This is a genomic window from Pseudomonas sp. W2-17, from assembly GCF_041060445.1.
Taxonomy (GTDB): Bacteria; Pseudomonadota; Gammaproteobacteria; order Pseudomonadales; family Pseudomonadaceae; genus Aquipseudomonas.
Map to the genome: position 1 here is coordinate 153070 of NZ_JAUFNS010000011.1, position 25233 is coordinate 178302.

Consider the following 25233-nt stretch of genomic DNA (forward strand, 5'->3'; position numbering starts at 1 on the left):
CCTGCACGTGATCCCTGACAGCCCACGCGCCTACAGGGCTGAATAAAAAGTTAAGAACCGGCACAATTTATTGTTATAAGATTACATAACAAATTTCAGACTCGCCTCCGGAGCTTTCCCCTATGCGTCTTTTGCTACTCGCCCTGCCCTTTGCCCTGCTGCCCCTCGCCGTTGCCCACGCGGCCGATGAACATGACCACGATCATGAGCACGGCAGTCTCGGCGCGCACGTGCACGGTGTCGCGCGGCTGGATATGGCGCTGGACGGTCGTACGCTGGAACTGGAACTCGACACGCCGGCGATGAACATCGTCGGCTTCGAGCACCCGGCAACCACCGACGCTGACAAGATGACCTTGGCCCTGGCCAAGGAAACCCTGCTCAAGCCCCATGCCCTGTTCAGTCTCCCGGAGGCAGCCGGATGCACCGCGACCAAACAGCGGGTGGAAAGCACGCTGTTCGGCGACAAGGATGACGACGATCACGAGCACGCCGATGGCGACGCGGCTGAACACGAGCACAGCGAAATTCACGGCCACTATCAGCTCACCTGCAGCGCGCCGAACGTGCTCAACAAGCTCGATCTGACCCAGCTGTTCAAAAGCTTCCCTGCGACCCAGACCATTCAGGTGCAGCTGGTGACACCGAAACACCAGATGGGCGCTGAAGTGCGTCCGAGCAATCCGGTGGTCAAGTTTTAACCAACGCCGCTCTATCAGCGACCGGGCTTCCCGGTCGATCACTTTTCAAACGTACGTGTGGCCATGACTCAAGCGCTTATTGAATTGTCCGAACTCGGCTTCAGCTGGCCGGGGCATCCGCAGCTGCTGGACATTCCGGCGTTTCGCCTCGATGCCGGCGAAACCCTGTTTCTCAAAGGCCCCAGCGGCAGCGGTAAAACCACATTGCTCGGTTTGCTGGGCGGCGTGCAGCGCCCCAGTCGCGGCAGCGTTCGCCTGCTCGGTCAGGAGCTGACGCAGCTCTCTGCAGGGGCGCGGGACCGTTTTCGTGTCGACCACACGGGCTACATTTTCCAGCAGTTCAACCTGCTGCCGTTTTTGTCGGTGCGCGAGAACGTCGAGCTGCCGTGCCGCTTTTCCAAACTACGCACGCAGCGGGCGACGCAACGCCACGGCAGCGTCGACAAAGCGGCTGAAACCCTGCTCGCTCACCTGGGCTTGAAAGACCCCGAAATGCTTAGCCGCCGCGCCGATTCGCTGTCCATTGGTCAGCAGCAGCGTGTCGCCGCCGCTCGCGCCCTGATCGGCCAGCCGGAGCTGGTGATCGCTGACGAACCGACGTCGGCGCTGGATGCCGACGCCCGGGAAGCGTTCATCCAGTTGTTGTTCGCCGAATGCCGGGAGGCCGGCGCCAGCCTGCTGTTCGTCAGCCACGATCAGAGCCTGGCGCCGCTGTTCGATCGCAATCTGTCGCTGGCCGAACTCAATCGCGCCGCCGTCGCCGCAGAGGTTTGAGATGTATCTTCTTCGTCTGGCGCTGGCCAGCCTCGCCAACCGCCGCTTCACTGCCTTCCTCACCGCGTTCGCCATCGCCCTCTCCGTCTGCCTGCTGCTGGCGGTCGAACGGGTGCGCACCGAAGCACGCGCCAGTTTTGCCAGCACCATCAGCGGCACGGACCTGATCGTCGGCGCTCGCTCGGGGTCGGTCAACCTGCTGCTGTACTCGGTGTTCCGCATCGGCAACGCCACCAACAACATTCGCTGGGACAGTTTCGAGCACTTCGCCAACAGCAAGCAGGTGAAGTGGGCGATCCCGATTTCCCTCGGCGACAGCCATCGCGGCTATCGCGTGATGGGCACCAACGAATCGTATTTCGAGCACTACCAGTACGGTCGTCAGCAGCACTTGGAGCTGGCCGACGGCCGGCCGTTCGCCACCGACCCGTTCGAAGTGGTGCTCGGCGCGGAAGTCGCGGACGCGCTGCATTACAAGCTGGGCGACAAGCTAGTGCTGGCCCACGGCGTCGCGACGGTGAGTCTGGTCAAGCATGACGACAAGCCGTTCACCGTCGTCGGCATTCTCAAACGCACCGGCACGCCGGTGGACCGCACGCTGCACATTAGCCTCGGCGGCATGGAAGCGATTCACATCGACTGGCACAACGGCGTCCCCGCCCAAGGCGCCGGGCGAATCAGCGCCGATCAGGCACGCAACATGGACCTCACGCCCACCGCCATCACCGCGTTCATGCTCGGGCTGAACAGCAAGATTGCGACCTTCGCCGTGCAGCGCGACATCAACGAGTTCCGCGGCGAGCCGATGCTGGCGATTCTGCCGGGGGTGGCGTTGCAGGAGCTGTGGAGCCTGATGGGCACGGCTGAAAAAGCGCTGTTCGTGATTTCGCTGTTTGTGGTGCTGACCGGGCTGATCGGCATGCTGACGGCGATTCTCACCAGCCTCAACGAGCGGCGTCGGGAGATGGCGATTCTGCGCTCGGTGGGCGCACGCCCTTGGCACATCGCCAGTCTGTTGGTGCTGGAAGCGTTTGCCCTGGCGCTGGGAGGATCGGTTTGCGGGTTGGCGCTGCTTTACATCGGCATTGCCACCGCGCAGGGTTACGTGCAGGCCAATTACGGCTTGTACCTGCCGCTGTCACTGCCCAGCACCTACGAATGGACGCTGCTGGCGGGCATTCTCGGCGCTGCCGTGTTGATGGGCACCGTGCCCGCGTGGCGAGCCTACCGCCAGTCGCTGGCAGACGGGCTGTCGATTCGTTTATGAGGTCGTTGTGATGCGAATGGGTTGGGTGCTGTGGTTGATGATCGTCGCGACGCCGTTGTGGGCCCAGGACCTGCGCGTGCTGACGTGGCAGGAGATGATCCCGCCCGACGCTCCGCCCGTGAAGCTGATCACCGCGCCCATCCATAACCTGTCGAGCATGGCGGACACCCTGTCAGTCGAGTCCGCGCCCGCCGCCCATCAACTGGCGCCCCATGCGCCGGTGGTCAAGTCGCTGGACGGCGAGCGAGTGCGTCTGCCGGGTTACATCGTGCCGCTGGAAGTCAGCGAGGAAGGCCGGGTGACGGAGTTTCTGTTGGTGCCGTATTTCGGCGCCTGCATTCACGTGCCTCCACCGCCGCCGAATCAGATCGTCCACGTGACCAGCGAACTGGGCGTCAAGGTGGACGAGCTATACCAGCCCTACTGGATCGAAGGCCCGATGCAGGTCAAATCCTCGACCACCGAACTGGCCGATGCGGGCTACCAGATGGAAGCGGACAAGATTCTGGTGTACGAAATGCCGGATGAGCAGTGAGCTGCCGTTAGCAGGCACACCCTAATTGCACTTTCATTGAGCCAGGTCAAAAACCGCGAGCCAGACGCTTCGTAACATACGGCATCTCTTTTTTATGCCCTTACGGAGCTCCCATGCACAAGTCCCTGCTCAGCGTGCCCCTGCTCGCGCTTGCACTCGGTGTACCTCTCGCCGCTCACGCCCACCAGGCCGGTGACTTCATCATTCGCGCCGGTGCTGCCACGACGGCGCCCAACGAAGAAAGCGGAAACCTGAAGCTGGACGGCACCAAAGTCCCGGGTACCAAAGCGACGCTGGACAGCGACACCCAACTGGGGCTGGCCTTCGCCTACATGCTCACCGATCACGTGGGCCTTGAGTTGCTGGCGGCAACGCCCTTCCAGCACACCGTCGCGGTCAAAGGCCTGGGCCCGGGGCTGGATGGCAAGCTGGCGGACGTGAAACAACTGCCGCCGACCCTGTCGCTGCAGTACTACCCAATGGACGCGACGTCGAAATTCCAGCCATACGCCGGTGTCGGCGTGAACTACACCTGGTTCTACGACGAAAACCTGAGCAGCGAACGCAAAGGCCAGGGCATGAACAACCTGCACATCAAGAATTCTTGGGGCTGGGCCGGTCAGATCGGCGCGGACTACATGCTGACGGACAAGATCATGGTCAACGCCGCCGTCTGGTACGTGGACATCGACACACAAGCCACGCTGGACGGCCCGTCGGCGCTGGGCGTCGGCCGGACCAAAGTGAACGTGGACGTCGATCCGTGGGTGTACATGGTCGGCGTGGGCTACAAGTTCTAATCGCTTGAAGTTCGAAGCGTTTGCGCCCGAACCAGCAGGCACAAAAAAGGCACCTCCTCGGTGCCTTTTTGCTGCGCGGGTTTCAGCGCCCCAGCAGCCGGGCCAGCCCAACTTTCAGCGGCGTCGGCTCGGGCACTTTGAAGCGCTCAAGCAGACGCTGATTGCTCGCCCGTGAGTGCTTGATGTCACCCGAACGTGCCGGCAGGTAGCTCACCGGCGGCAGATTTCCGACCACCTCGGCAAGGGCGCCCAGCAGCTCGTTCAGCGAAGTCGTCGCGTTCAGCCCGACATTGACTGCGCCCTCTGCCACCGTCGGCATCTCGATGCCCTGCACCACGAGGTCAACCAGGTCCTCGACGTAGAAGAAGTCCCGGGTCTGCTCGCCGTCGCCGAAGACCGCAATCGGCAGGCCGTTTACCGCACGCTCCGCGAAGATGCTGATCACGCCCGAGTACGGCGAAGAAGGATCCTGGCGCGGGCCGAAGATGTTGAAGAAACGGAACACAACTGGCTCGAAACCGTGCTGGCGACGATAGAAATCAAAGTAGTGCTCACCAGCCAGTTTGTCCGACGCATACGGAGTCAGCGGCGCCTTCGGCGTGTCTTCGGTGATCGCCTCGCCTTCACCGTTGTTGCCATAAACGGCGGCGCTGGAAGCAAACACAACGCGCTTGATACCGGCCTGACGCATCGCTTCACAGACATTTAGCGTGCCGATGAAATTGCTCTGGTGCGTCTTCACCGGATCATCTACCGAGGCCTGCACCGACGCGACGGCAGCCAGGTGCGCCACGGCCTGACAACCCACCGCCGCGCGGGCCACCAGCGCGGCATCGGCGACATCAGCTTCGATCAACTCGACACGCGGGTTGTCCAGCGGCAGGTTGCTGCGTTTGCCGGTGGAAAGATCATCGAGAATGCGTACGGCGTAGCCCTTGGCGAGCAGCGCGTCGGTCAGGTGCGAACCGATGAAACCGGCGCCGCCGGTGATGAGGACAGGAGCATCAGACATGGCGGTAGTAGCGGTCCAGTAGGTTGGGCAAACCAGCACGCCAGGCGCGTGGCTTGATACCGAAAGTGTGGAGAATTTTCTTGCAGGCGAGCACGGCGTTCTGCGGCTCTTCGCTGGCGTCCGGACGTGCGGCGTGGGCTTGGGCGGTCGGCGTTTCGATTGCCAGCGGGCGCAGCAGACGGGCTTCGGTCAATACGGCCTGACCGAACGCCAGTGGCGTGGTCGCTTCATGGCCGGCGTAGTGGTAAGTGCCCCACAGCGGCGCGGCGCAATCAAGCTGTTTAAGCACTGAAATGATGACCCTCGCGGCATCATCGACCGGGGTCGGATTGCCACGACGGTCGTCCGCCAGCAGCAATTCACCGGGGGATTCGGCGCGGCTGAGAAAGCGCCCGAGCACACCTTCGGCGCTGTCGTCGAGCAGCCAGCCGAAACGCAGCAGCACGTGCTGCGGGCAGGTGGCGCGCACGCTTTGCTCGATGCGCCACAATGCTTGGCCACGGGAGCCCAGCGGCACGGGCTCGTCTTTTTCGCTGTAAGCCGTCGCCCGCGAACCGTCGAACACGCGGTAGCTGGAGGGTTGAACGAGGACGATATTGTGGTGCTGGCACAGTTCAGCGAGACGCTCGACGGAGCGTTCCTGATTATCCAGCCTGTCAGCGCTTACTCGCTCCGCCTGAAACCAGTCGAAGTAGTAAGCGAGATTGATCAAGGCATCCGGGCGGGTGTCATCGAGCAGTTGCGTCAGGCTTGCCGCGTCCCAACCGTCTTGGGGTGGACGCGGCGCGAGGAATCCAATGTTCTCCTCGGCACCTAGACGAATCAACGCCTGCCCGAGGGCATTCCCGCCGCCCAACAGCATAAGGCGCATTCGCATAGAGTCAGCAGGCTCAGTCTTCAGGTCGATTAAAAATAGGTGAAAAACGTCCGCAAACATAACACGTCATCGGGCAAGTCCCAACAACGGCGGGCATGCGCACGGGCGGCCGCCCCTGAAACCCGTCGCCGCTCACTCGCCCTTGTGTCTTCCCCTGAGCATCTGACCCTTGCATCTACCCACCGGCGCCCGCATTAATTGCGAATGAACCTTCCCCAGACGCCCGACCCGGTGCTCGACGCCTTTCATCCGGCGGTCAGCGCGTGGTTTCGCTCCACGTTCCCGGCCATTACTGCGGCCCAGGCCCAGGCGTGGCCGCTGATCAAACGCCGCGAGTCCACGTTGATCGCCGCGCCCACCGGTTCCGGGAAAACCCTGACAGCGTTTCTGGCGGTCATCGATGATCTGGTGCATCAAGGGCTGGGGCACGGCGGCGAGCTGCCGAGCGAGACCTTCGTGGTGTACGTCTCTCCCCTGAAAGCGCTGTCCAACGACATCCAGATCAACCTGCAGAATCCGTTGGCGGGCATCACGGAGCAGCTGATCCAGCAAGGCCTGCCCGGGCTGCGCATCACCACCGCCGTGCGGACCGGTGACACGCCGCAAAAAGATCGCACCGCCATGCGCAAAACCGCGCCGAACATTTTGGTCACGACGCCGGAGTCGCTGTACGTGCTGCTGGGCTCCGACTCCGGCCGGCGCATGTTGTCGAGCACGCAGACCGTTATCGTCGATGAGATTCACGCCATCGCTGCGGGTAAGCGCGGCAGTCATCTCGCCCTGACCCTCGAGCGTTTGCAGGCGCTGTGCGCTAAACCGCTGCTGCGCATCGGGCTGTCGGCGACGCAAAAACCCATCGAGCGGGTGTCGCGCTTTCTGGCTGGCAGCGATCCGGTCAGCCGTCCTTGCGCCATCGTTGACATCGGTCACGCGCGCCCTCGGGATCTGGCCATCGAAGTGCCGCCGGTTGCCTTGAGCGCCGTCATGTCCAGTGACGTCTGGCAACTGGTCTATGACCGGCTGGCGGCGTTGGCGCGCGAACACCGCACCACTCTCATCTTCGTCAACACCCGGCGACTCGCTGAGCGCATGGCGCGGCATCTGAGCGAGCGACTGGGCAAAGAAGCGGTAGCGGCCCACCACGGCAGCATGGCAAAAGAGCAACGACTCGACGCCGAGCAGCGCCTAAAGCGCGGTGATCTGCAGGTGTTGATCGCCACGGCTTCGCTGGAACTGGGGATAGACATTGGCGACGTCGATCTGGTCTGCCAGATCAGCTCGCCCCGTTCCATCGCTTCCTTTTTGCAGCGCGTCGGCCGTTCCGGTCACCACGTAGGCGGCACACCCAAGGGGCGGCTGTTTGCGGTGTCTCGGGATGATCTGATCGAGTGCGCGGCGCTGCTCGATTGTGTACGTCGCGGCGAGCTCGACACGCTGGTCATTCCCAAGGCGCCGCTGGATGTGCTGGCGCAGCAGATCATTGCTGAGGTGAGTTGTCAGGAATGGCAGGAGCAGGACCTGCTGGCGCTGTTCCGCAAGGCTTCGCCCTACGCCGAAGTCGACGAAACCCATTATCAGGCGCTGCTGAGCATGCTTGCCGAAGGCTACAGCGGGCGTCAGGGCGTGCGCGCGGCGTACCTGCATCGCGACGCGGTAACCCGCACGTTGCGTGGTCGGCGTGGCAGCAAACTCACGGCGGTCACCAGTGGCGGCACGATTCCGGACAACGCCGATTACAGCGTGGTCCTCGAACCTCAGGCGCTCAACATCGGCACCGTCAACGAAGACTTCGCCGTGGAAAGCGCGGCGGGGGACATCTTCCAGCTGGGCAACACGTCATACCGGATTCTGCGGATCGAGTCCGGCCGCGTGCGGGTCGAGGACGCCCACGGCATGCCGCCGAACATTCCGTTCTGGATGGGTGAGGCGCCGGGGCGCAGCGATGAATTGTCTTTCGCCGTCGCACGCTTGCAGGCCGACATCGACCAGCAGCTCAGCGCCCACCCTGGCAATCTTCAGGCCTGCACCGACTGGCTGATGAACACCTTGGGCCTGGACCTCGCCAGCGCCGAGCAGATCATTGAATACCTCGCCCGCGCGCACTCGGCCCTGGGTGCGCTGCCGTCACAGGACACGCTGGTCATTGAGCGTTTTTTCGACCAGTCCGGCGGCACGCAACTGGTGATTCACTCCCCGTTCGGCAGCCGGGTCAATCGCGCGTGGGGGCTGGCGCTGCGCAAGCGCTTCTGCCGCACCTTCAACTTCGAGTTGCAAGCCGCCGCCAGCGAGGACGCCATCGTGCTGTCGCTGTCCACGGCGCACAGTTTTGCGCTGGACGAAGTCTGGCGTTATCTCAACTCCGCCACTGCCGAGCATTTACTGATTCAGGCGGTGCTGGATGCGCCGCTGTTCGGCGTGCGCTGGCGCTGGAACGCCGGTGTCGCCTTGGCCCTACCGCGTTACACCGGCGGGCGAAAAGTGGCGCCCCAGCTGCAGCGGATCAAGAGCGATGACCTGATCGCCACGGTCTTTCCGGACCAGATCGCCTGCCTGGAAAATCTGGTGGGCGAGCGGGATGTGCCGGAGCATCCGCTGATCGAGCAGACCCTGGACGACTGCCTGCACGAAGCCATGGACGCCGAAGGTTGGCTGAAACTGCTGCGGCGTATGGAGAACGGCGAAGTGCGTCTGGTCAGTCGCGATCTGCCCGCGCCCTCCCCGCTCGCGGCGGAAATCCTCAACGCTAAACCGTATGCATTTCTCGACAACGCGCCGCTTGAAGAACGTCGCACCCAGGCGGTGCTCAATCGGCGCTGGAGCGACCCGGAATCCACAGACGATCTCGGCGCGCTGGATGTCGATGCGATCAAAGCGGTGGCCGATGAAGCCTGGCCGCAGCCGCAAAATGTGGATGAGATGCACGAGGCGCTGATGACCCTGGGATGCATCACCGGCGTTGAGGCCCGCGAGCACGGAGACTGGATGAAATGGCTGGAAACCCTGGCCCGCTCCGGCCGGGGCACGCGTTTGCAGGTCACGCCGGAGCAGGCGCTGTGGATTCCGCTGGAGCGGCTGACCTGTTTGCAGGCGATCTATCCCGCCGCCAAAATGCACCCGCCGTTAGCCGCCTTGGCCGGGTTCGACGAGGCGTGGAGCGAGGAGGACGCGCGGGTCGAGATCGTGCGTGCGCGGCTGGGAGGTTTCGGCCCGCTCACGGTTCCTGCCATTGCCGAGCCGCTGGCGCTGACGCAGAACGAGATCGCTCAGGCGCTGGCGCAGCTGGAGAACGAAGGCTACGTACTGCGCGGCCAGTTCAGCCCTGACGCGAGCGAGGAACAATGGTGCGAGCGGCATCTGCTGTCGCGTATCCACCGGTATACGGTCAAACGCCTGCGCCGGGAAATCGAGCCGGTGTCGCTGCAGGACTTCACTCGATTCCTGTTCGACTGGCAGCATCTGTCCGCCACGACCCAGAGTCAGGGCAAAGCCGCGCTGCCCGAAGTCGTCGCGCAACTGGAGGGATTCTCGTCGGCCGCAGGCGCGTGGGACAGTGATCTGCTTCCGGCACGCTTGAAGGACTATTCATCGATCTGGCTGGATGATCTGTGTCGGTCCGGCAAGGTGGTGTGGATGCGCCTGACCAGCCCCAACAAGGTCGGCAGCGCTGCGTTGCGCAGTACGCCGATTGTGCTGCTGCCGCGACCGCAGGTTCGCCTGTGGACCGGGCTGACCGAACAGCCGGCGCCGACCGAATTATCCCTGCGCGCGCAGAAGGTTCATGAGGTGTTGTCGAGCCAGGGCGCGATGTTTTTCGACGAGCTGACCTCCGAAGCTCACTTGCTGCGGGCTGAACTGGAAACGGCGCTGCAGGAATTGGTGGGCGCCGGGCTGGTCAATGCCGACAGTTTCGCCGGGCTGCGGGCGCTGATCACCCCGGCAAGCAAACGCAGCAGCCACACCAGCCGACGCAATCGCGGCGCCTTCATTGGCGGCATGGACGATGCCGGGCGCTGGGCGTTGTTGCGGCGCGCGCCGGCGAAGGAAGAAGGCGCGTCGCAACGGATCGACGGCGACACGCTGGAGCATGTCGCAATGACCTCGCTACGCCGATACGGCGTGGTGTTCTGGCGCCTGCTGGAACGCGAGGCGGACTGGCTGCCGACCTGGCGCGAGTTGCTGCGCACGTTCCATCGGCTTGAAGCTCGCGGAGAGATTCGCGGCGGGCGCTTCGTTGCCGGCCTGGCCGGTGAGCAGTTCGCGTTGCCCGAAGCCATCCCGTTGTTGCGCGAAGTCCGCAACCGCCCGCTGGACGGCAGCTTGATTGCCGTCAGCGGAGTTGACCCGCTCAACCTCGCCGGGACGCTGCTCCCCGGCGCGAAAGTCCCGGCGATTGTCGGCAACAAGCTGGTTTACCGCGACGGCATCCCCATCGCCGCCATCATCGCCGGCAAGCCGCAGTACTGGGGCGAGGTGGATGAGGCGCTGATGTTGCAGGTGCGCGACCGGTTGTTCAGATGAGCGCAGCCGAATGGGGCGTGTTAGGACGCTCGACTGGCTGTGACCCGATCTCAGGCAGGGCTTTCTGACCCGTCCTTGTTCACCACCGATGACTTGCCGGGCAGCGCTTGTTGCTCTGCGCCCTCTTCCCCTTCAGGTGCCTGACGATTGTGCGGGCTCATCACCAGTTGTGGATAAGTTTGCGCGAATCGCACCTCAGCCGACTTATCCACAAGTCGCTTGAGCCGATCATTGAACGCACGGCTCACCGCATACTGCCCACCCGACGAGGTACGAAACTGCGCCGTGATCACAATGCCGTTCATGTCCATCCGGTCCAGTCCGAACACTTCCAGCGGGCCCTGCAGTTTGCTCGCCAGCAGCAAGTCGTCGCTGATCGACTGGCCCGCTTCACGAATCAGCGAGGTCGCCGCGTCCACGTCCGTGTCGTAGGTGAACTGGAACGAGAAGAAGGCGTAAGCGAACTGCCGCGACTGGTTGGTGACCGCCTTGATCTGCCCGAACGGCACCGAATGCACGAAGCCCTTGCCGTCGCGCAGACGCAGGGTGCGGATCGTCAGGCTCTCGACTGTGCCGGCGTGGCCTGAATCCAGCACCACCCAGTCGCCGATGGAGATGGTGTCCTCGATGATGATGAACAGTCCGGTAATGACGTCCTGCACCAACTGCTGCGAACCGAAACCGATCGCCAGCCCGACAACCCCGGCACCGGCCAGCAGTGGCGCGACGTTGATGCCCAGGTTCGCCATGGTCGTGATGGTGCAGATCACCACCAGGATGATCTTCATCGCGTTACGCAACAGCGGCAGGATGGTCTTCACCCGTGTGCTCGGCTGACGCGCGGAACGTCCATTGGCCGGAGGCTTCAGGGCTTCCTGAATGGCCGTGTCCATTACCACCCACAGCAGCCAGGTCACCAGCAGGATCAGACCGATGCTGCTCAGCGAATCGCTGATCACTTTGCCCAACGCATTGCGTTGGGCGAATTCAAACAGCGAGAAACCCCAGATCCGACCCAGCAACTCGATGAAGCCGATCGCCAGCGCGATACGCATGACTGCGTGGAACAGGCTCAGCAGACGCTCCTTGTAAACACTGTCGGTCCGCGCCTCGGTGGGCTTGAACACGTGCTGAAACAAGGTGCTGAGAAACACCGCGCCGATCAACAGGACCGTCGTCAGCAATGCGCAACGCAAGGCTTCCTGGCTGCCTTCGCCGGCGCCGATCAGATTCACCGCCGAGACCAGAATCATCAGCAGGATCGGCAAGTGCCACAGGCTGGAGAAAATCTTCAGCGTCTGTTGCACTGCGGGCCGCGCCAGCCGGGCGCCGAGGGAACGGTTGCGGATCAGATGGGCGATCGGCCGACGCATGCGGATGACGACCATGCCAAACATGATCGACGCCATCAGCCCGGTGAATGCGGCGATGCTGGTGGTCACGTTGCCGCCGAACAGCCTGGCAATCTGCGGACTGGTCAGCGCGTCGCTCAACGCCGCGAGAAAGCCGATGATGAACAACGGGTGCGGCGCGTAGTGACGAATGATGCGCACCGCCGGCCGTTTGTGGCCTGAATTGAACAGCACGATCAGCGACAACAGCACGGATGTGGAGAAAATCCCGCTGCTGGTCGAGTACGCCAGACACAGCGCCAGCGCGCGCCCCACCGACGTCGGCATGAAGTGACTGACGTAGAGGGTCAGTGGCAGGCAGATCAGCGCCGGCACCATGTAAGGCAGCACATAGCCCAGCACCCCGACCACGCGATCGCGGCGAATCAGGAACCGATGCCGTGATAACCGAGTGACCAGAAACGCGCCGATTCGGTTGAGCAGTAGGAACGCGCCCGCCCACACCAGGGACAGCATCACGAAATCGCCGGCAATCCGCCACGCTGAGCGCGACTGCGGTTTGTTGACCAGCGCGTCGATCTCGTCAGCGGCTCGGTCGGCGCGCAGACGCCAGGAGTCGAGCAAGTGGCCATCTACATCGAGCTTGTCTTGCACGCTGTCGATGCTGGAACTGATGGCGCCGAGCAATCCGCCTTTGACCAGAATCTCCGCTTTGGCAGGGTCCTCGGGCGCCGGGTCAGCAGGTGCGGCAGCGGGAGCAGTGGTAGCGGCGGGGGCGTCGGCGGCTTGAACATTGACGCTGCAAACGCTTAACAGCAGGCACAGCAATAGAAAGGGTTTGAAATTCGGCAAAACGCGAGTCACTCCTTCGGTCAGGGAACCGTGAAAAAATTGGCCCTCTGGAACTGATCGAATTTCATCCGGCAAGTTCGTTTCCAGCACGCAATCGTCATGTTGGCCGTTGACGGTCCGCCCGCCAGCAAATGTAACGAACCTTTACCGAGCCGCTTCGTCGTAGCCTTAACGAGGGCGACTGTCTCCAGTGCGCCCGCTCCGCCGAGGATCAACTCCATGTCGCTCATCCATCCCAAAGCCCATTACCGTCCCTACACGTCCGCCGCCGGCGGTTGGGGCTCGGCGAAGTCGGTGATGGAGATCCTCTGGCGCGAGCAGGCGCCGATTCGAGCGGGGCTGCCGCTGATCAAGCAAAACAAGCCGGGCGGATTCGCCTGCGTCAGTTGCGCATGGGCCAAGCCCGGCAAACCCCACAGCCTCGAGTTTTGCGAAAACGGCGCGAAAGCCACCGCCTGGGAGCTGACGTCGCGCAAGACCGATCCGGCCTTTTTCGCCCGCCACACGCTCACCGAACTGCGCCAGTGGCCCGATTACGACCTTGAGCAACAGGGCCGCCTCACGCATCCCATGCGGTACAACGCTACGACCGATCGCTACCAGGAAGCCACGTGGGAGGAAGCCTACCGTGACATTGGCACGCAGCTGAAAAGCATGACGCCGGAGAGCGTGGTTTTTTATGCGTCGGGCCGGGCCTCGCTGGAAACGTCGTTCATGTACCAGCTCATCGCCCGCGCCTACGGCAACAACAATTTGCCCGACAGCTCGAACATGTGCCACGAGAGCACCTCGGTCGGCTTGCAGGAAAGTATCGGGGTGCCTGTAGGAACGGTGACCCTGGATGACTTCGAGCACACCGATTGCATCCTGTTTTTCGGCCAGAACGTAGGCAGCAACAGCCCGCGGATGCTGCATCAACTGCGTGAAGCCCGGCAGCGTGACGTGCCGATCATCACGTTCAACCCGATCCGCGAGCGCGGCCTCGAGCGCTTCGTCAATCCACAGTCCCCCGTGGAGATGCTCGGGCCGAAGTCGACAGTCATCAGCACCCAATACCATCAGTTGGCGATCGGTGGCGACACGGCGGTTGTGCTAGGCATCGCCAAATCGCTGTTTGAAATGGATGAAGCGGCGCTGGCAAAGGGTCAGCCCGGGATCATCGATCAGGCGTTTATCGCCCAGCACACCGAAGGCTTTGCCGAGTTCTGCAACTGCGCGCTCGAAACACCGTGGGAAACCATCGAGCGTCAGGCAGGACTCAGCCGTAGCGCGCTGGAGGCAGTGGCGACGGTATACGCCAGACACGAGCGCGTGATGCTGGTTTACGGCATGGGCATCACCCAACACCGGCGCGGCGTGACCAACGTGCAGATGCTGGTGAATCTGCTCCTGCTGCGCGGCAACATCGGCAAGCGCGGCGCCGGGATTTGCCCAGTGCGCGGTCACTCCAATGTGCAGGGGCAGCGCACGGTTGGCATTACCGAAGACCCGAAAAAGATTCCCGTGGATAAGATTGAGGCACTGTACGGCTTCTCGGTCCCGTCGAAAAAAGGCTTGAACACCGTTGAGACCTGCGAAGGACTGCTGGACGGGAGCGTGCGCGGATTCATCGGGCTCGGCGGGAATTTTCTCCGTGCGATCCCGGACACGTCCCGCATGGAGCCGGCCTGGAACACGTTGGACCTGAACGTTCAGATCGCGACCAAGCTGAACCGCACTCATCTGGTTCCGGGGAAAAACGCGTGGATCCTGCCCTGCCTCGGGCGCATCGAAAAAGACGTACAAAACGGCGTCGAGCAGGTTTATACCACCGAAGACAGCACCGGCTGCGTGCGGGCCTGGCAGGGTAATAGCGAACCGGCCAGCGCCCACGCCCGCGCCGAAATCGCCATCCTCGCGGGCATCGCCGAGGCAACGTTACCCGGTACCACTCAAATCGATTGGGACGCCTGGCGCCGCGATTACGCGCTGATTCGTCAGGGCATCGCTCAGGTCTACCCCGAAATTTTTCACGACATGGAAACCCGCATGTGGGAAACCGGCGGTTTTCATCGCCCCATTGCCGCAGCGAAGCGTGAATGGAAAACCGAGAGCGGCCGCGCAATGTTCATCACGCCCGAGCTGCTTGAAGAAGACGATGACGTGTACCCGAACCACACTCGCCGAGACGTGCTGCAACTGATGACGCTGCGCAGCAATGACCAGTTCAACACCACGATCTATGGCTACGAAGATCGCTTCCGTGGCGTTAGCGGCACTCGCGCGGTCATCTTCATGAACCGCAACGACGTCCTCAGACTGGGCTTCAAAGCGGGAGACTGGGTGAACGTCACCACCGCCATCGAGCCACAGGTAACGCGTTCGGTAGGGCCTTTGCAAATCATCGCCTACGACATCCCCGAAAACTGCTGCGCAGCGTACTACCCCGAGTGCAACCCACTCGTTCCGCTGTGGCATCACGCTGAACGCAGCAAGGTGCCTGCGGCTAAATCCATCCCCGTTACGCTGGCCAAGGCCGCACCCAGCGCACAGGATTTGAAACGTGCGCTGCCGGAGTCCGATCAGGTGCGGTGAGCCTGTTTTTAAATGAGCGGCTTGACGCAGGAGAACGTACGTTCTACCTTCTGGATCATGAATACATCAACGAACCTCACCCGCGAGAAAATCCTCGCGACTGCCGAGCAACTCATTTATCAGAACGGCATCCAGGCCACCGGCATGGACCTTCTGGTAAAGACGTCGGGCGTCGCGAGGAAAAGCATCTATCGATATTTCGCCACCAAAGACGACGTCGCCGCTGCTGCGCTCAACGCCCGCGACGTGCGCTGGATGGACTGGTTCCGGACTGAATCAAACAAGGCCGACACCCCTGAGGCGCGCATTCTGAATATGTTTGACGTGCTCAAAGGCTGGTTCGAGTCCGAAGGCTTTCGCGGCTGCGCGTTCATCAATACGGCAGGTGAAGTCGGCGACCCTCAAGATCCCGTCCGTCTGATCGCCAAACTGCACAAACAGAAGCTGTTGGACTACACGCTGGGGCTCTGCGAGCAGCTTGGGATTGCCGATCCGCAAGCTCTTGCCAAACAACTGCTCATCCTCATGGAAGGCGCGATCACCGTCGCTCGCGTCATGTGTGACTACAGCGCTGCAGAAAGCGCCAAGGCGGTTGCGCAACTGATGGTCGAGCAGCGCCTGCGCTCCAGTTCCTAGCCTCAAACGTCCCACCCACCACCGAATCATCACCGCCTGGAGGTCCACCATGTCGTCCGATGCCCGCACTCGCCCGCCACTTCCCCCTTTCACCCGCGAATCCGCCATCAAGAAGGTTCGCCTGGCTGAAGATGGCTGGAACAGCCGTGACGCCGAAAAGGTTTCGCTGGCCTACACACTCGACACCAAGTGGCGCAACCGCGCCGACTTCGCCGAGAACCGTGAAGAGGCGAAACATTTCCTGATACGCAAGTGGAACAAGGAGCTCGACTATCGCCTGATCAAAGAACTCTGGGCGTTTACCGACAACCGCATCGCGGTGCGTTACGCCTACGAGTGGCACGACGATTCAGGGAATTGGTTCCGCTCGTACGGCAACGAGAATTGGGAATTCAATGAAGATGGCTTGATGGCGTGGCGCTTCGCTTGCATCAATGACATGCCGATCAAAGAAGCGGATCGCAAGTTTCACTGGCCGCTGGGCCGGCGTCCTGATGATCATCCCGGGTTGTCGGATCTGGGTTTGTAATCCTCGAACGAGACCCAAAACAAAGCCCCCGACAGCTGAGCTGTGCGAGGGCTTTTGTTTGCAGCGTTATTGCGTTTGGGTAACGCGCTGCTTAAAACGGGATGTCGTCATCGAAGCTGTCGAAATCAGGTGCCGGCTGCGGCGCTTGTTGCGGCGCAGGACGCGACTCGCGCTGTGGCTGAGGAGCGGACTGCTGCGGGCGGGCCTGCTGCTGCGGACGCGGCGCGGAGTTCTGGGAGTTCTGATAACCGCCACCACCCTGGCCCTGAGGAGCACCGTCGCCCTGAGGACGGCCACCGAGCAACTGCATGGTGCCTTGCATGTCGACGACGATTTCAGTCGTGTAACGCTTAATGCCGTCTTTTTCCCACTCGCGGGTCTGCAGCTTGCCTTCGATATAGACCTGCGACCCCTTACGCAGGTACTCGCCGGCGATTTCGGCGACTTTGCCGAACATCGAAACGCGGTGCCATTCGGTCTTCTCGACCTTCTGACCGGTTTGCTTGTCGGTCCACTGTTCGCTTGTTGCCAGACTCAGATTGGTCACGGCATTACCGTTAGGCATGTAGCGGACTTCGGGATCCTGGCCGCATGTGCCGACCAATATGACTTTGTTTACCCCACGGGCCATAACGTTCTCCTAGGCTTCACACGTTTCCGACGCTGGATTGACCACTTCGTCGAAAGACGCCCGATCCAACAGTTCTTTGTCAAATTTGATATAGATGGCAGCCTCGTCGGCCACCACTACTGCATCTGTTACTCCACGTACGGCCAACACGCGATCGGCAAGGCCTGTGTCGCGTTGAGCCTCGGGCGACAACGGCAAGCGAAGGCTGGTTACGTAGGGAGGTTCGCGCATGGTAACAGCAAACGCCAGCCAGAGGGCGGCCAGCCCGGCGCCTCCCAGGAACACCACATCCAGTCCGCCATGCTGGAAAAGCCATCCACCGAGGATGCCCCCCGCTGCCGAACCCAGGAACTGACTGGTGGAATAAATCCCCATCGCCGTGCCCTTCCCGCCCGCCGGAGACACTTTGCTGATCAGCGACGGCAGCGACGCTTCGAGCAAATTGAATGCGGTGAAAAAGACCACGGTACCGATGACCAGTGATCGCAGCGCGTCGCCGAACTCCCAGAAGAATAGCTCAGTGAGCATCAGCACCAGTACGGCGCCGAGTAACACGCGCTTCATCTGACGCTTCTTCTCGCCGTAGATGATGAAGGGGATCATCGCGAAGAAAGAAATCAACAGCGCGGTCAGGTACACCCACCAGTGCTGCTCTTTGGGCAGGCCGGCTTTCTCGACGAGCGCCAGCGGCAACGCGACGAAACTGGACATCAGCATGGCGTGCAACGCGAAGATACCCAAGTCCAGACGCAACAGGTCAGGATGACGAAGCGTCGCGCCCAATGCCTGTCGCGCCAGACCGGACTCCCGGTGCTGCAGGGTTACCGTGGACTTGGGCACGACGAAGGCGACGATTGCCACGCCCACCAGCGCCATCGCGCCGGTCGCCAGAAACAGGCCGGACAATCCAAAAGCACTGGCCAGAATGGGGCCGACCACCATCGCAACGGCGAAGGACACACCAATGGTCATGCCGATCATCGCCATGGCTTTGGTGCGATGCTGCTCGCGGGTCAGATCGGACAGCAACGCCATGACCGCGGCGGAGATAGCGCCCGCGCCTTGCAGAACCCGACCGGCGATCACGCCCCAGATCGAGCTCGACTGAGCGGCCAGCACGCTGCCGAGCGCAAACACGATCAGTCCCAGATAAATGACGGGACGACGACCGATGCGATCAGAAATAATGCCAAACGGAATCTGCAGCACCGCTTGTGTCAGGCCGTAAGCGCCGATCGCCAGACCGATGAGTGCCGGGCTGGCGCCCGCAAGGTCCATCCCGTAAGTGGCGAGGACGGGCAGCACCATGAACATGCCAAGCATACGGAAGGCGAACACCAGCGCCAGACCGCCCGCAGCGCGGGTTTCGCTGCCGCTCATGCGCTCGCTGTGAGAATCGTGCATGAAGGAACCTCGTATGAACCGGCGGCGATTCTACCAGTCCCATCGTTTAGAGCACATACGACGGTTTGCCGCGCATCGCAGGAATTTTCTTTTTCCCCAGTGAGGCGGCGCGACCCTCAACAGTGTGTATCCATCCAGTATTTCCCCGTATACTTCCACGTTTTACACGCCCGCCGTGCGAGGCCAGCTTTGGACAAGATCTTGATTCGTGGGGCTCGAACCCACAACCTGAAGAACATCGACCTGACCCTTCCACGCGACAAGCTGATCGTCATCACCGGATTGTCCGGCTCAGGAAAATCGTCCCTGGCGTTCGATACGCTCTACGCCGAGGGCCAGCGCCGCTACGTCGAATCGCTGTCCGCCTACGCGCGTCAGTTTCTGTCGATGATGGAGAAGCCGGACGTCGACACGATCGAAGGCCTGTCGCCGGCCATTTCCATCGAGCAGAAGTCCACCTCTCACAACCCGCGCTCGACCGTGGGCACCATCACCGAGATCTACGACTACCTGCGTCTGCTGTATGCGCGTGTGGGTCAGCCGCGCTGCCCGGATCACGACATTCCTCTTGAGGCGCAAACCGTCAGCCAGATGGTCGACCTGGTCCTGGCCCAGCCGGAAGGCGCCAAACTGATGCTGCTTGCCCCCGTGGTACGGGAGCGCAAAGGCGAGCATCTGGCCGTCTTCGAAGAGCTTCGCGCTCAGGGTTTCGTCCGTGCTCGGGTGAACGGTCGGCTGTGCGAGCTGGACGAACTTCCCAAGCTCGATAAACAGAAGAAGCACTCGATCGATGTCGTGGTTGACCGGTTCAAGGTGCGCTCGGACTTGCAACAGCGCTTGGCTGAATCCTTCGAGACCGCGCTGAAGCTGGCTGACGGCATTGCCTTGGTCGCGCCGATGGACGACGAGCCGGGTGAAGAGATCATCTTCTCCGCGCGTTTTGCCTGTCCAATCTGTGGCCACGCGATCAGCGAACTGGAGCCAAAGCTGTTCTCATTCAACAACCCCGCCGGCGCGTGCCCGACCTGCGACGGGCTGGGCGTGAAGCAGTTTTTCGACACCAAGCGCCTGGTCAATGGCGAGCTCACGCTGGCAGAAGGCGCGATTCGTGGCTGGGACAGGCGAAACGTCTATTACTTCCAGATGCTCGGCTCGTTGGCGAAGCATTACGCCTTCAGTCTGGAGGTGCCGTTCAAGGAACTGCCTGCCGATTTGCAGAAGGTCCTGCTCGGCGGCAGCGGTAAGGACAGCGTTGATTTCCGTTACCTGAACGACCGCGGCGACATCGTCAAACGTGCGCACCCGTTCGAAGGCATTGTCCCGAATCTTGAGCGCCGGTACCGGGAAACCGAATCGACCACGGTTCGGGAAGAACTGGCAAAGTTTCTGAGTACCCAGCCCTGCCCCGAATGTCGTGGCACGCGGTTGCGCCGAGAGGCCCGTCACGTTTGGGTTGGCGAGAAGACACTTCCCGCCGTCACCAACATGCCGATCGGCGATGCTACCCATTATTTTGGTGAGTTGAAGCTCACGGGCCGACGTGGCGAAATCGCTGACAAGATTCTCAAGGAAATTCGCGAGCGCCTGCAGTTTCTCGTCAACGTCGGGCTGGACTACCTGACACTGGACCGCAGCGCCGATACGCTCTCCGGCGGTGAGGCGCAGCGGATTCGTCTCGCCAGCCAGATCGGTGCCGGCCTGGTCGGCGTGATGTACATCCTTGATGAGCCTTCAATCGGCTTGCATCAGCGCGATAACGATCGGCTGCTGGACACGTTGCGGCACCTGCGAGACATCGGCAACACGGTGATTGTGGTGGAGCACGACGAGGACGCCATCCGACTGGCCGACTACGTGGTCGACATCGGGCCGGGCGCAGGCGTGCATGGCGGCAGGATTGTCGCGGAGGGCACACCACAGGAAGTAATGGATCATCCGGACTCGCTGACCGGTAAATACCTGTCGGGCCGGGTGAAGATCGCCGTGCCTGCCAAGCGGACGCCTCGCAATAAAAAGCTCTCGCTCAAACTCAAAGGCGCGCGTGGCAATAACCTGCGCAACGTCGATCTGGAAATTCCAATCGGCTTGCTGACCTGCGTAACGGGCGTGTCGGGCTCGGGCAAGTCGACGCTGATCAACAACACGCTGTTCCCGCTCAGCGCCACCGCGCTCAATGGCGCAACAACGCTTGAGGCTTCGGCACACGACAGTATTGACGGCCTGCAGCATCTGGATAAAGTCGTCGATATTGACCAGAGCCCAATCGGGCGTACCCCACGGTCAAATCCTGCGACCTATACCGGGCTGTTCACGCCAATCCGTGAGCTGTTCGCCGGCGTGCCTGAGTCAAGGTCTCGTGGCTACGGCCCTGGCCGATTCTCTTTCAACGTCAAGGGTGGTCGCTGCGAGGCGTGCCAGGGCGATGGCCTGATCAAGGTCGAGATGCATTTTCTGCCTGACATCTACGTCCCATGCGATGTGTGCAAGAGCAAGCGGTACAACCGTGAGACGCTTGAGGTGAAGTACAAGGGCAAAAACGTCCACGAGGTCCTGGAAATGACGATCGAGGAGGCGAGGACGTTTTTTGACGCCGTGCCGGCCCTTGCTCGGAAGTTGCAGACGCTGATGGATGTGGGTCTGTCCTATATCAAACTGGGCCAGTCAGCGACCACGCTTTCTGGTGGTGAAGCACAGCGGGTGAAGCTGTCGCGCGAGCTGTCCAAGCGTGACACCGGCAAAACCCTGTACATCCTCGACGAGCCCACCACCGGCCTGCACTTCGCGGATATTCAGCAATTGCTGGACGTTTTGCATCGACTTCGCGACCACGGCAACACGGTCGTTGTGATCGAGCACAACCTGGATGTGATCAAGACCGCCGATTGGCTGGTTGACCTGGGCCCTGAGGGCGGTTCGAAAGGCGGACAGATTATCGCGACCGGTACGCCAGAGCAGGTGGCGGACATGAAACAGTCCTACACTGGCCACTATCTAAAGCCGCTTCTGGAGCGCGATCGCGCTTGATTGCATGGCCTTAACAAAAAGCCCTTGTCGCAATATGCAACAAGGGCTTTTTTTGTAGCGGTGGTCTGAGTAATCAGAACTGCGACTGAAGATAATTTTCGAGTCCGATGGACTTGATCAGGCCTAATTGCTTCTCAAGCCAATAGGTATGGTCTTCTTCGGTGTCAGCGAGCTGAATGCGGAGGATGTCGCGGCTGACGTAGTCTCTGTGCTGCTCACAGAGCGCAATACCTTTGCACAGTGCGGCTCGCACCTTGTACTCCAGGCGAAGATCGCTGGCGAGCATCTCCGGTACCGTAGTCCCCACATCCAGATCGTCAGGACGCATACGCGGAGTGCCTTCGAGCATCAGAATCCGGCGCATCAACGCATCAGCGTGTTGAGCCTCTTCTTCCATCTCGTGATTGATTCGTTCGTACAGCTTGCTGAAACCCCAATCTTCGTACATCCGCGAGTGGACGAAATACTGGTCGCGCGCAGCCAGTTCGCCAGTCAACAGCGTGTTGAGGTAATCAATTACATCCGGTTGGCCTTGCATCGCCGTCCATCTCCTCGTGAAAGGCGTTAGTTTGAACCAAGCAGACTGGTTGGTCACCCTACGACATAGCAAATAAACATAGAAATCCGGCGAAATTCGGACATTTGGTATCGAAAAGACAGGTAAATGAGGAGGGTTCCGTTTATCACTTAGAATCACCCCGAATTGAGCTGACTCCAGCCCTTCGGGAGGCTTTGGTGCAGACAACAAAAAACCGGGCACTAGGCCCGGTTCTTTGTATTGACTGATGTCTTATTCAGCGGCTTCTACAGAGCCACCGACAGGACGATCAACCAGTTCGACGTACGCCATAGGCGCGTTGTCGCCAGCGCGAAAGCCGCACTTGAGGATGCGCAGGTAGCCACCCTCACGAGTTGCATAACGCTTGCCCAGATCGTTAAACAGTTTGCCGACCATTTCTTTCGAACGGGTACGGTCAAATGCCAAACGACGGTTAGCAACGCTGTCAATCTTGGCCAAGGTGATCAGCGGCTCAGCAACGCGACGCAGTTCTTTGGCTTTCGGCAGGGTAGTTTTGATCAGCTCGTGCTCGAACAGCGACACCGCCATGTTTTGGAACATGGCCTTACGGTGAGAGCTGGTACGGCTCAGGTGACGTCCACTTTTACGATGACGCATGGTTCATTCCTTACCAAACACTACGTTCGGTGATTACGACGATCAGGCAGTCGCCTTGTCGTCCTTCTTAAGACTTGCAGGCGGCCAGTTGTCGAGGCGCATGCCGAGGGAGAGACCACGAGAAGCCAGAACGTCCTTGATCTCGGTCAAGGATTTCTTGCCCAGGTTCGGAGTCTTCAACAGTTCTACTTCGGTGCGCTGAATCAGGTCGCCGATGTAGTAAATGTTCTCCGCCTTAAGGCAGTTGGCCGAACGTACGGTCAGTTCCAAATCGTCAACCGGACGAAGCAGGATCGGATCGATCTCGTCTTCCTGTTCGACTACAACGGGTTCGCTGTCACCTTTGAGGTCGACGAACGCAGCCAGCTGCTGTTGCAGAATGGTTGCTGCACGACGGATAGCCTCTTCAGGATCCAGAGTACCGTTGGTTTCCAGATCGATAACCAGCTTGTCCAGGTTGGTACGTTGCTCGACACGGGCGTTTTCCACCACGTATGCGATGCGACGAACCGGGCTGAACGAAGAGTCAAGCTGCAAGCGACCAATGCTGCGGCTTTCGTCTTCATCGCTCTGACGCGAGTCTGCTGGTTCATAACCGCGACCACGAGCTACAACGAGCTTCATGTTCAGTGCGCCGTTAGACGCCAGGTTAGCGATTACGTGATCGGGGTTAACGATCTCGACATCATGATCCAGCTGAATATCGGCAGCGGTAACCACCCCCGAACCCTTCTTCGACAAGGTCAGCGTAACTTCGTCTCGACCGTGCAGCTTGATAGCCAGACCTTTCAGGTTCAACAGGATTTCAATGACATCTTCCTGAACACCTTCGATTGCGCTGTACTCATGGAGTACACCGTCAATCTCGGCCTCGACTACTGCACAGCCGGGCATGGAGGACAACAGGATGCGGCGCAGCGCGTTGCCCAGGGTATGGCCGAAACCACGCTCGAGAGGCTCGAGAGTGATTTTGGCGCGGGTCGGACTGACAACCTGCACATCAATGTGGCGGGGTGTCAGGAACTCATTTACCGAAATCTGCATGGATGCACCTATTTTCTAGCCCTTACTTGGAGTAGAGCTCGACAATCAGGCTTTCGTTGATGTCGGCGGACAGATCACTGCGAGCTGGGACGCTTTTGAAGACGCCAGACTTTTTCTCAGTGTCTACTTCTACCCATTCTACGCGGCCACGTTGGGCACACAGATCGAGAGCCTGGACAATACGCAGTTGGTTCTTCGCTTTTTCGCGAATTGCCACTACGTCACCAGCACGGACCTGGTAGGACGGAACGTTAACGGTTTTGCCGTTTACGCTTACCGACTTGTGCGATACCAGCTGACGCGATTCGGCACGAGTCGAACCAAAGCCCATGCGGTATACAACGTTGTCCAGACGGCATTCGAGCAGTTGCAGCAGGTTCTCACCAGTTGCGCCTTTCTTGCCGGCAGCTTCTTTGTAGTAACCGCTGAACTGACGCTCGAGAACGCCATAAATACGACGGACTTTCTGCTTTTCACGCAGTTGGGTGCCGTAGTCGGACTGGCGACCGCGGCGTTGGCCGTGGATACCAGGTGCTGCTTCGATGTTGCACTTCGATTCGATCGCGCGCACGCCGCTCTTCAGAAAGAGATCGGTGCCTTCGCGACGAGCGAGTTTGCATTTTGGACCAATGTAACGAGCCATTCTTTACAATCTCCTGGATTACACGCGGCGCTTCTTCGGCGGACGGCACCCGTTGTGCGGGATTGGCGTCACGTCGGTGATGCTGGCGATCTTGTAGCCGCAGCCGTTCAAAGCACGGACAGCAGATTCACGACCTGGACCTGGACCTTTGACGTTGACGTCGAGGTTTTTCAGGCCGTATTCCAGCGCAGCTTGACCAGCACGTTCAGCAGCTACTTGAGCAGCAAACGGCGTGGACTTGCGAGAACCGCGGAAACCCGAACCACCGGAGGTTGCCCAGGACAGAGCGTTACCTTGACGGTCGGTGATGGTCACGATTGTGTTGTTAAAAGATGCATGGATGTGGGCGATGCCATCAACCACTGTCTTTTTAACTTTTTTACGAGGACGAGCAGCAGGTTTTGCCATGATTTAATTCCTGTCGATTCGCTGGGGCGATTACTTGCGGATCGGCTTACGCGGACCTTTACGGGTACGCGCGTTAGTCTTGGTACGCTGACCGCGCACTGGAAGACCACGACGATGACGCAGACCGCGATAGCAACCGAGGTCCATCAAGCGCTTGATTTTCATGTTGATTTCGCGACGCAGATCACCTTCAGTGGTGAACTTCGCGACTTCGCCACGCAGCTGTTCAATCTGCTCGTCGCTCAGATCTTTGATCTTTACCGCCGGGTTAACCCCGGTAGTAGCACAGATTTTGTGTGCAGTTGTGCGACCAACACCATAGATGTAGGTCAGCGAGATAACAGTATGCTTGTTATCTGGAATGTTAACGCCTGCAATACGGGCCATTCAGTGGGACTCCAATTGACAGCTACCTACGCCCCGGAAGCCAAGAAATAGGGCGCGAGATAATATCGCTGTAATAACAAATAATCAA

At 60.6% G+C, this 25233-nt stretch carries 22 protein-coding genes; 10 read left to right on the forward strand and 12 right to left on the reverse strand.

Annotation, left to right across the window (positions count from 1 at the left end; all coding sequences use genetic code 11):
• Positions 1-122: 122 nt before the first annotated feature.
• The 5 genes from QWI20_RS15760 (at position 123) to QWI20_RS15780 (ending at position 4077) form a co-directional block, all read left to right on the forward strand.
• Positions 123-701, forward strand: a complete 579-nt coding sequence (locus QWI20_RS15760) for a DUF2796 domain-containing protein (RefSeq protein WP_369306273.1) — start codon at positions 123-125, stop codon at positions 699-701.
• Positions 702-764: 63 nt separating this feature from the next.
• Positions 765-1475: an ABC transporter ATP-binding protein gene (locus QWI20_RS15765; RefSeq protein ID WP_122536839.1), complete on the forward strand. Its 711-nt coding sequence runs from the start codon at positions 765-767 to the stop codon at positions 1473-1475.
• A 1-nt stretch (position 1476) separates the two neighbouring features.
• Positions 1477-2742 carry an ABC transporter permease gene (locus tag QWI20_RS15770; protein ID WP_369306274.1) on the forward strand — a complete coding sequence of 422 codons (1266 nt, stop codon included), beginning with the start codon at positions 1477-1479 and terminating at the stop codon, positions 2740-2742.
• Positions 2743-2752: 10 nt separating this feature from the next.
• Complete coding sequence (locus QWI20_RS15775) at positions 2753-3277, forward strand: DUF3299 domain-containing protein (RefSeq protein WP_369306275.1); 525 nt, start codon at positions 2753-2755, stop codon at positions 3275-3277.
• A gap of 113 nt (positions 3278-3390) precedes the next feature.
• Positions 3391-4077, forward strand: coding sequence for an OmpW family protein (locus QWI20_RS15780; protein ID WP_122536836.1), 687 nt, complete (start codon positions 3391-3393; stop codon positions 4075-4077).
• An 82-nt stretch (positions 4078-4159) separates the two neighbouring features.
• On the opposite strand, the gene QWI20_RS15785 is transcribed toward QWI20_RS15780, so the two are convergent.
• Positions 4160-5089: an NAD-dependent epimerase/dehydratase family protein gene (locus tag QWI20_RS15785; RefSeq protein ID WP_369306276.1), complete on the reverse strand. Its 930-nt coding sequence runs from the start codon at positions 5087-5089 to the stop codon at positions 4160-4162.
• The gene (locus QWI20_RS15790; RefSeq protein ID WP_122536834.1) at positions 5082-5966 is read right to left on the reverse strand and encodes a sugar nucleotide-binding protein; all 885 of its coding nucleotides are present in this window, start codon (positions 5964-5966) and stop codon (positions 5082-5084) included. The genes QWI20_RS15785 and QWI20_RS15790 overlap by 8 nt, the downstream gene beginning before the upstream one ends.
• 204 nt (positions 5967-6170) lie before the next feature.
• Here QWI20_RS15790 and QWI20_RS15795 point away from each other — a divergent pair, with 204 nt between their 5' ends.
• A complete protein-coding gene (locus QWI20_RS15795) occupies positions 6171-10484 on the forward strand; it encodes a DEAD/DEAH box helicase (protein WP_369306277.1) in 4314 nt (1437 codons plus the stop codon).
• Between the two features lie 50 nt (positions 10485-10534).
• Here the strand turns inward: QWI20_RS15795 and QWI20_RS15800 are convergent, their stop codons facing one another.
• Together QWI20_RS15800 and QWI20_RS15805 are read right to left on the reverse strand one after the other, a co-directional pair.
• Positions 10535-12661 carry a mechanosensitive ion channel family protein gene (locus QWI20_RS15800; RefSeq protein WP_369306293.1) on the reverse strand — a complete coding sequence of 709 codons (2127 nt, stop codon included), beginning with the start codon at positions 12659-12661 and terminating at the stop codon, positions 10535-10537.
• 47 nt (positions 12662-12708) lie between these two features.
• Positions 12709-12909, reverse strand: a complete 201-nt coding sequence (locus tag QWI20_RS15805; protein ID WP_369306278.1) for a hypothetical protein — start codon at positions 12907-12909, stop codon at positions 12709-12711.
• On the opposite strand from QWI20_RS15805, the gene QWI20_RS15810 reads away from it, so the two are divergent.
• From QWI20_RS15810 to QWI20_RS15820, 3 genes are read left to right on the forward strand one after another with little or no spacing between them, the layout of a single operon-like run.
• Positions 12908-15262 (forward strand): FdhF/YdeP family oxidoreductase, encoded by a 2355-nt coding sequence (locus tag QWI20_RS15810; protein ID WP_369306279.1) that lies wholly within the window; start codon positions 12908-12910, stop codon positions 15260-15262. The two genes, QWI20_RS15805 and QWI20_RS15810, sit on opposite strands and share 2 nt — an antisense overlap.
• Positions 15263-15319: 57 nt before the next feature.
• Positions 15320-15898, forward strand: a complete 579-nt coding sequence (locus QWI20_RS15815) for a TetR/AcrR family transcriptional regulator (protein ID WP_369306280.1) — start codon at positions 15320-15322, stop codon at positions 15896-15898.
• A gap of 49 nt (positions 15899-15947) precedes the next feature.
• The gene (locus tag QWI20_RS15820) at positions 15948-16427 is read left to right on the forward strand and encodes a DUF1348 family protein (RefSeq protein ID WP_369306281.1); all 480 of its coding nucleotides are present in this window, start codon (positions 15948-15950) and stop codon (positions 16425-16427) included.
• A 91-nt stretch (positions 16428-16518) separates the two neighbouring features.
• Here QWI20_RS15820 and QWI20_RS15825 read toward each other — a convergent pair whose 3' ends face one another.
• Both QWI20_RS15825 and QWI20_RS15830 read right to left on the reverse strand, forming a co-directional pair.
• Positions 16519-17058, reverse strand: a complete 540-nt coding sequence (locus tag QWI20_RS15825) for a single-stranded DNA-binding protein (RefSeq protein ID WP_037017756.1) — start codon at positions 17056-17058, stop codon at positions 16519-16521.
• Positions 17059-17067: 9 nt separating this feature from the next.
• On the reverse strand, positions 17068-18462 hold the full coding sequence (locus QWI20_RS15830; protein WP_369306282.1) for an MFS transporter: 1395 nt from the start codon (positions 18460-18462) through the stop codon (positions 17068-17070).
• Positions 18463-18651: 189 nt separating this feature from the next.
• Here QWI20_RS15830 and uvrA point away from each other — a divergent pair, with 189 nt between their 5' ends.
• Positions 18652-21486: an excinuclease ABC subunit UvrA gene (gene uvrA, locus QWI20_RS15835; RefSeq protein ID WP_369306283.1), complete on the forward strand. Its 2835-nt coding sequence runs from the start codon at positions 18652-18654 to the stop codon at positions 21484-21486.
• 73 nt (positions 21487-21559) lie between these two features.
• On the opposite strand, the gene bfr is transcribed toward uvrA, so the two are convergent.
• The 6 genes from bfr to rpsM all read right to left on the reverse strand — a co-directional run bounded on the left by bfr (position 21560) and on the right by rpsM (position 25145).
• On the reverse strand, positions 21560-22024 hold the full coding sequence (gene bfr / locus QWI20_RS15840) for a bacterioferritin (protein WP_369306284.1): 465 nt from the start codon (positions 22022-22024) through the stop codon (positions 21560-21562).
• Positions 22025-22276: 252 nt separating this feature from the next.
• Positions 22277-22663 carry a 50S ribosomal protein L17 gene (gene rplQ, locus QWI20_RS15845; protein WP_074891753.1) on the reverse strand — a complete coding sequence of 129 codons (387 nt, stop codon included), beginning with the start codon at positions 22661-22663 and terminating at the stop codon, positions 22277-22279.
• Positions 22664-22705: 42 nt separating this feature from the next.
• Positions 22706-23707 (reverse strand): DNA-directed RNA polymerase subunit alpha, encoded by a 1002-nt coding sequence (gene rpoA / locus QWI20_RS15850; RefSeq protein WP_007970428.1) that lies wholly within the window; start codon positions 23705-23707, stop codon positions 22706-22708.
• A 22-nt stretch (positions 23708-23729) separates the two neighbouring features.
• Complete coding sequence (rpsD, locus tag QWI20_RS15855) at positions 23730-24350, reverse strand: 30S ribosomal protein S4 (protein ID WP_037017742.1); 621 nt, start codon at positions 24348-24350, stop codon at positions 23730-23732.
• An 18-nt stretch (positions 24351-24368) separates the two neighbouring features.
• Entirely contained in the window at positions 24369-24758 is a 390-nt protein-coding gene (gene rpsK / locus QWI20_RS15860) for a 30S ribosomal protein S11 (protein WP_002555466.1), read from the reverse strand.
• A gap of 30 nt (positions 24759-24788) precedes the next feature.
• Positions 24789-25145: a 30S ribosomal protein S13 gene (gene rpsM / locus QWI20_RS15865; protein WP_037017739.1), complete on the reverse strand. Its 357-nt coding sequence runs from the start codon at positions 25143-25145 to the stop codon at positions 24789-24791.
• Positions 25146-25233: the final 88 nt, after the last annotated feature.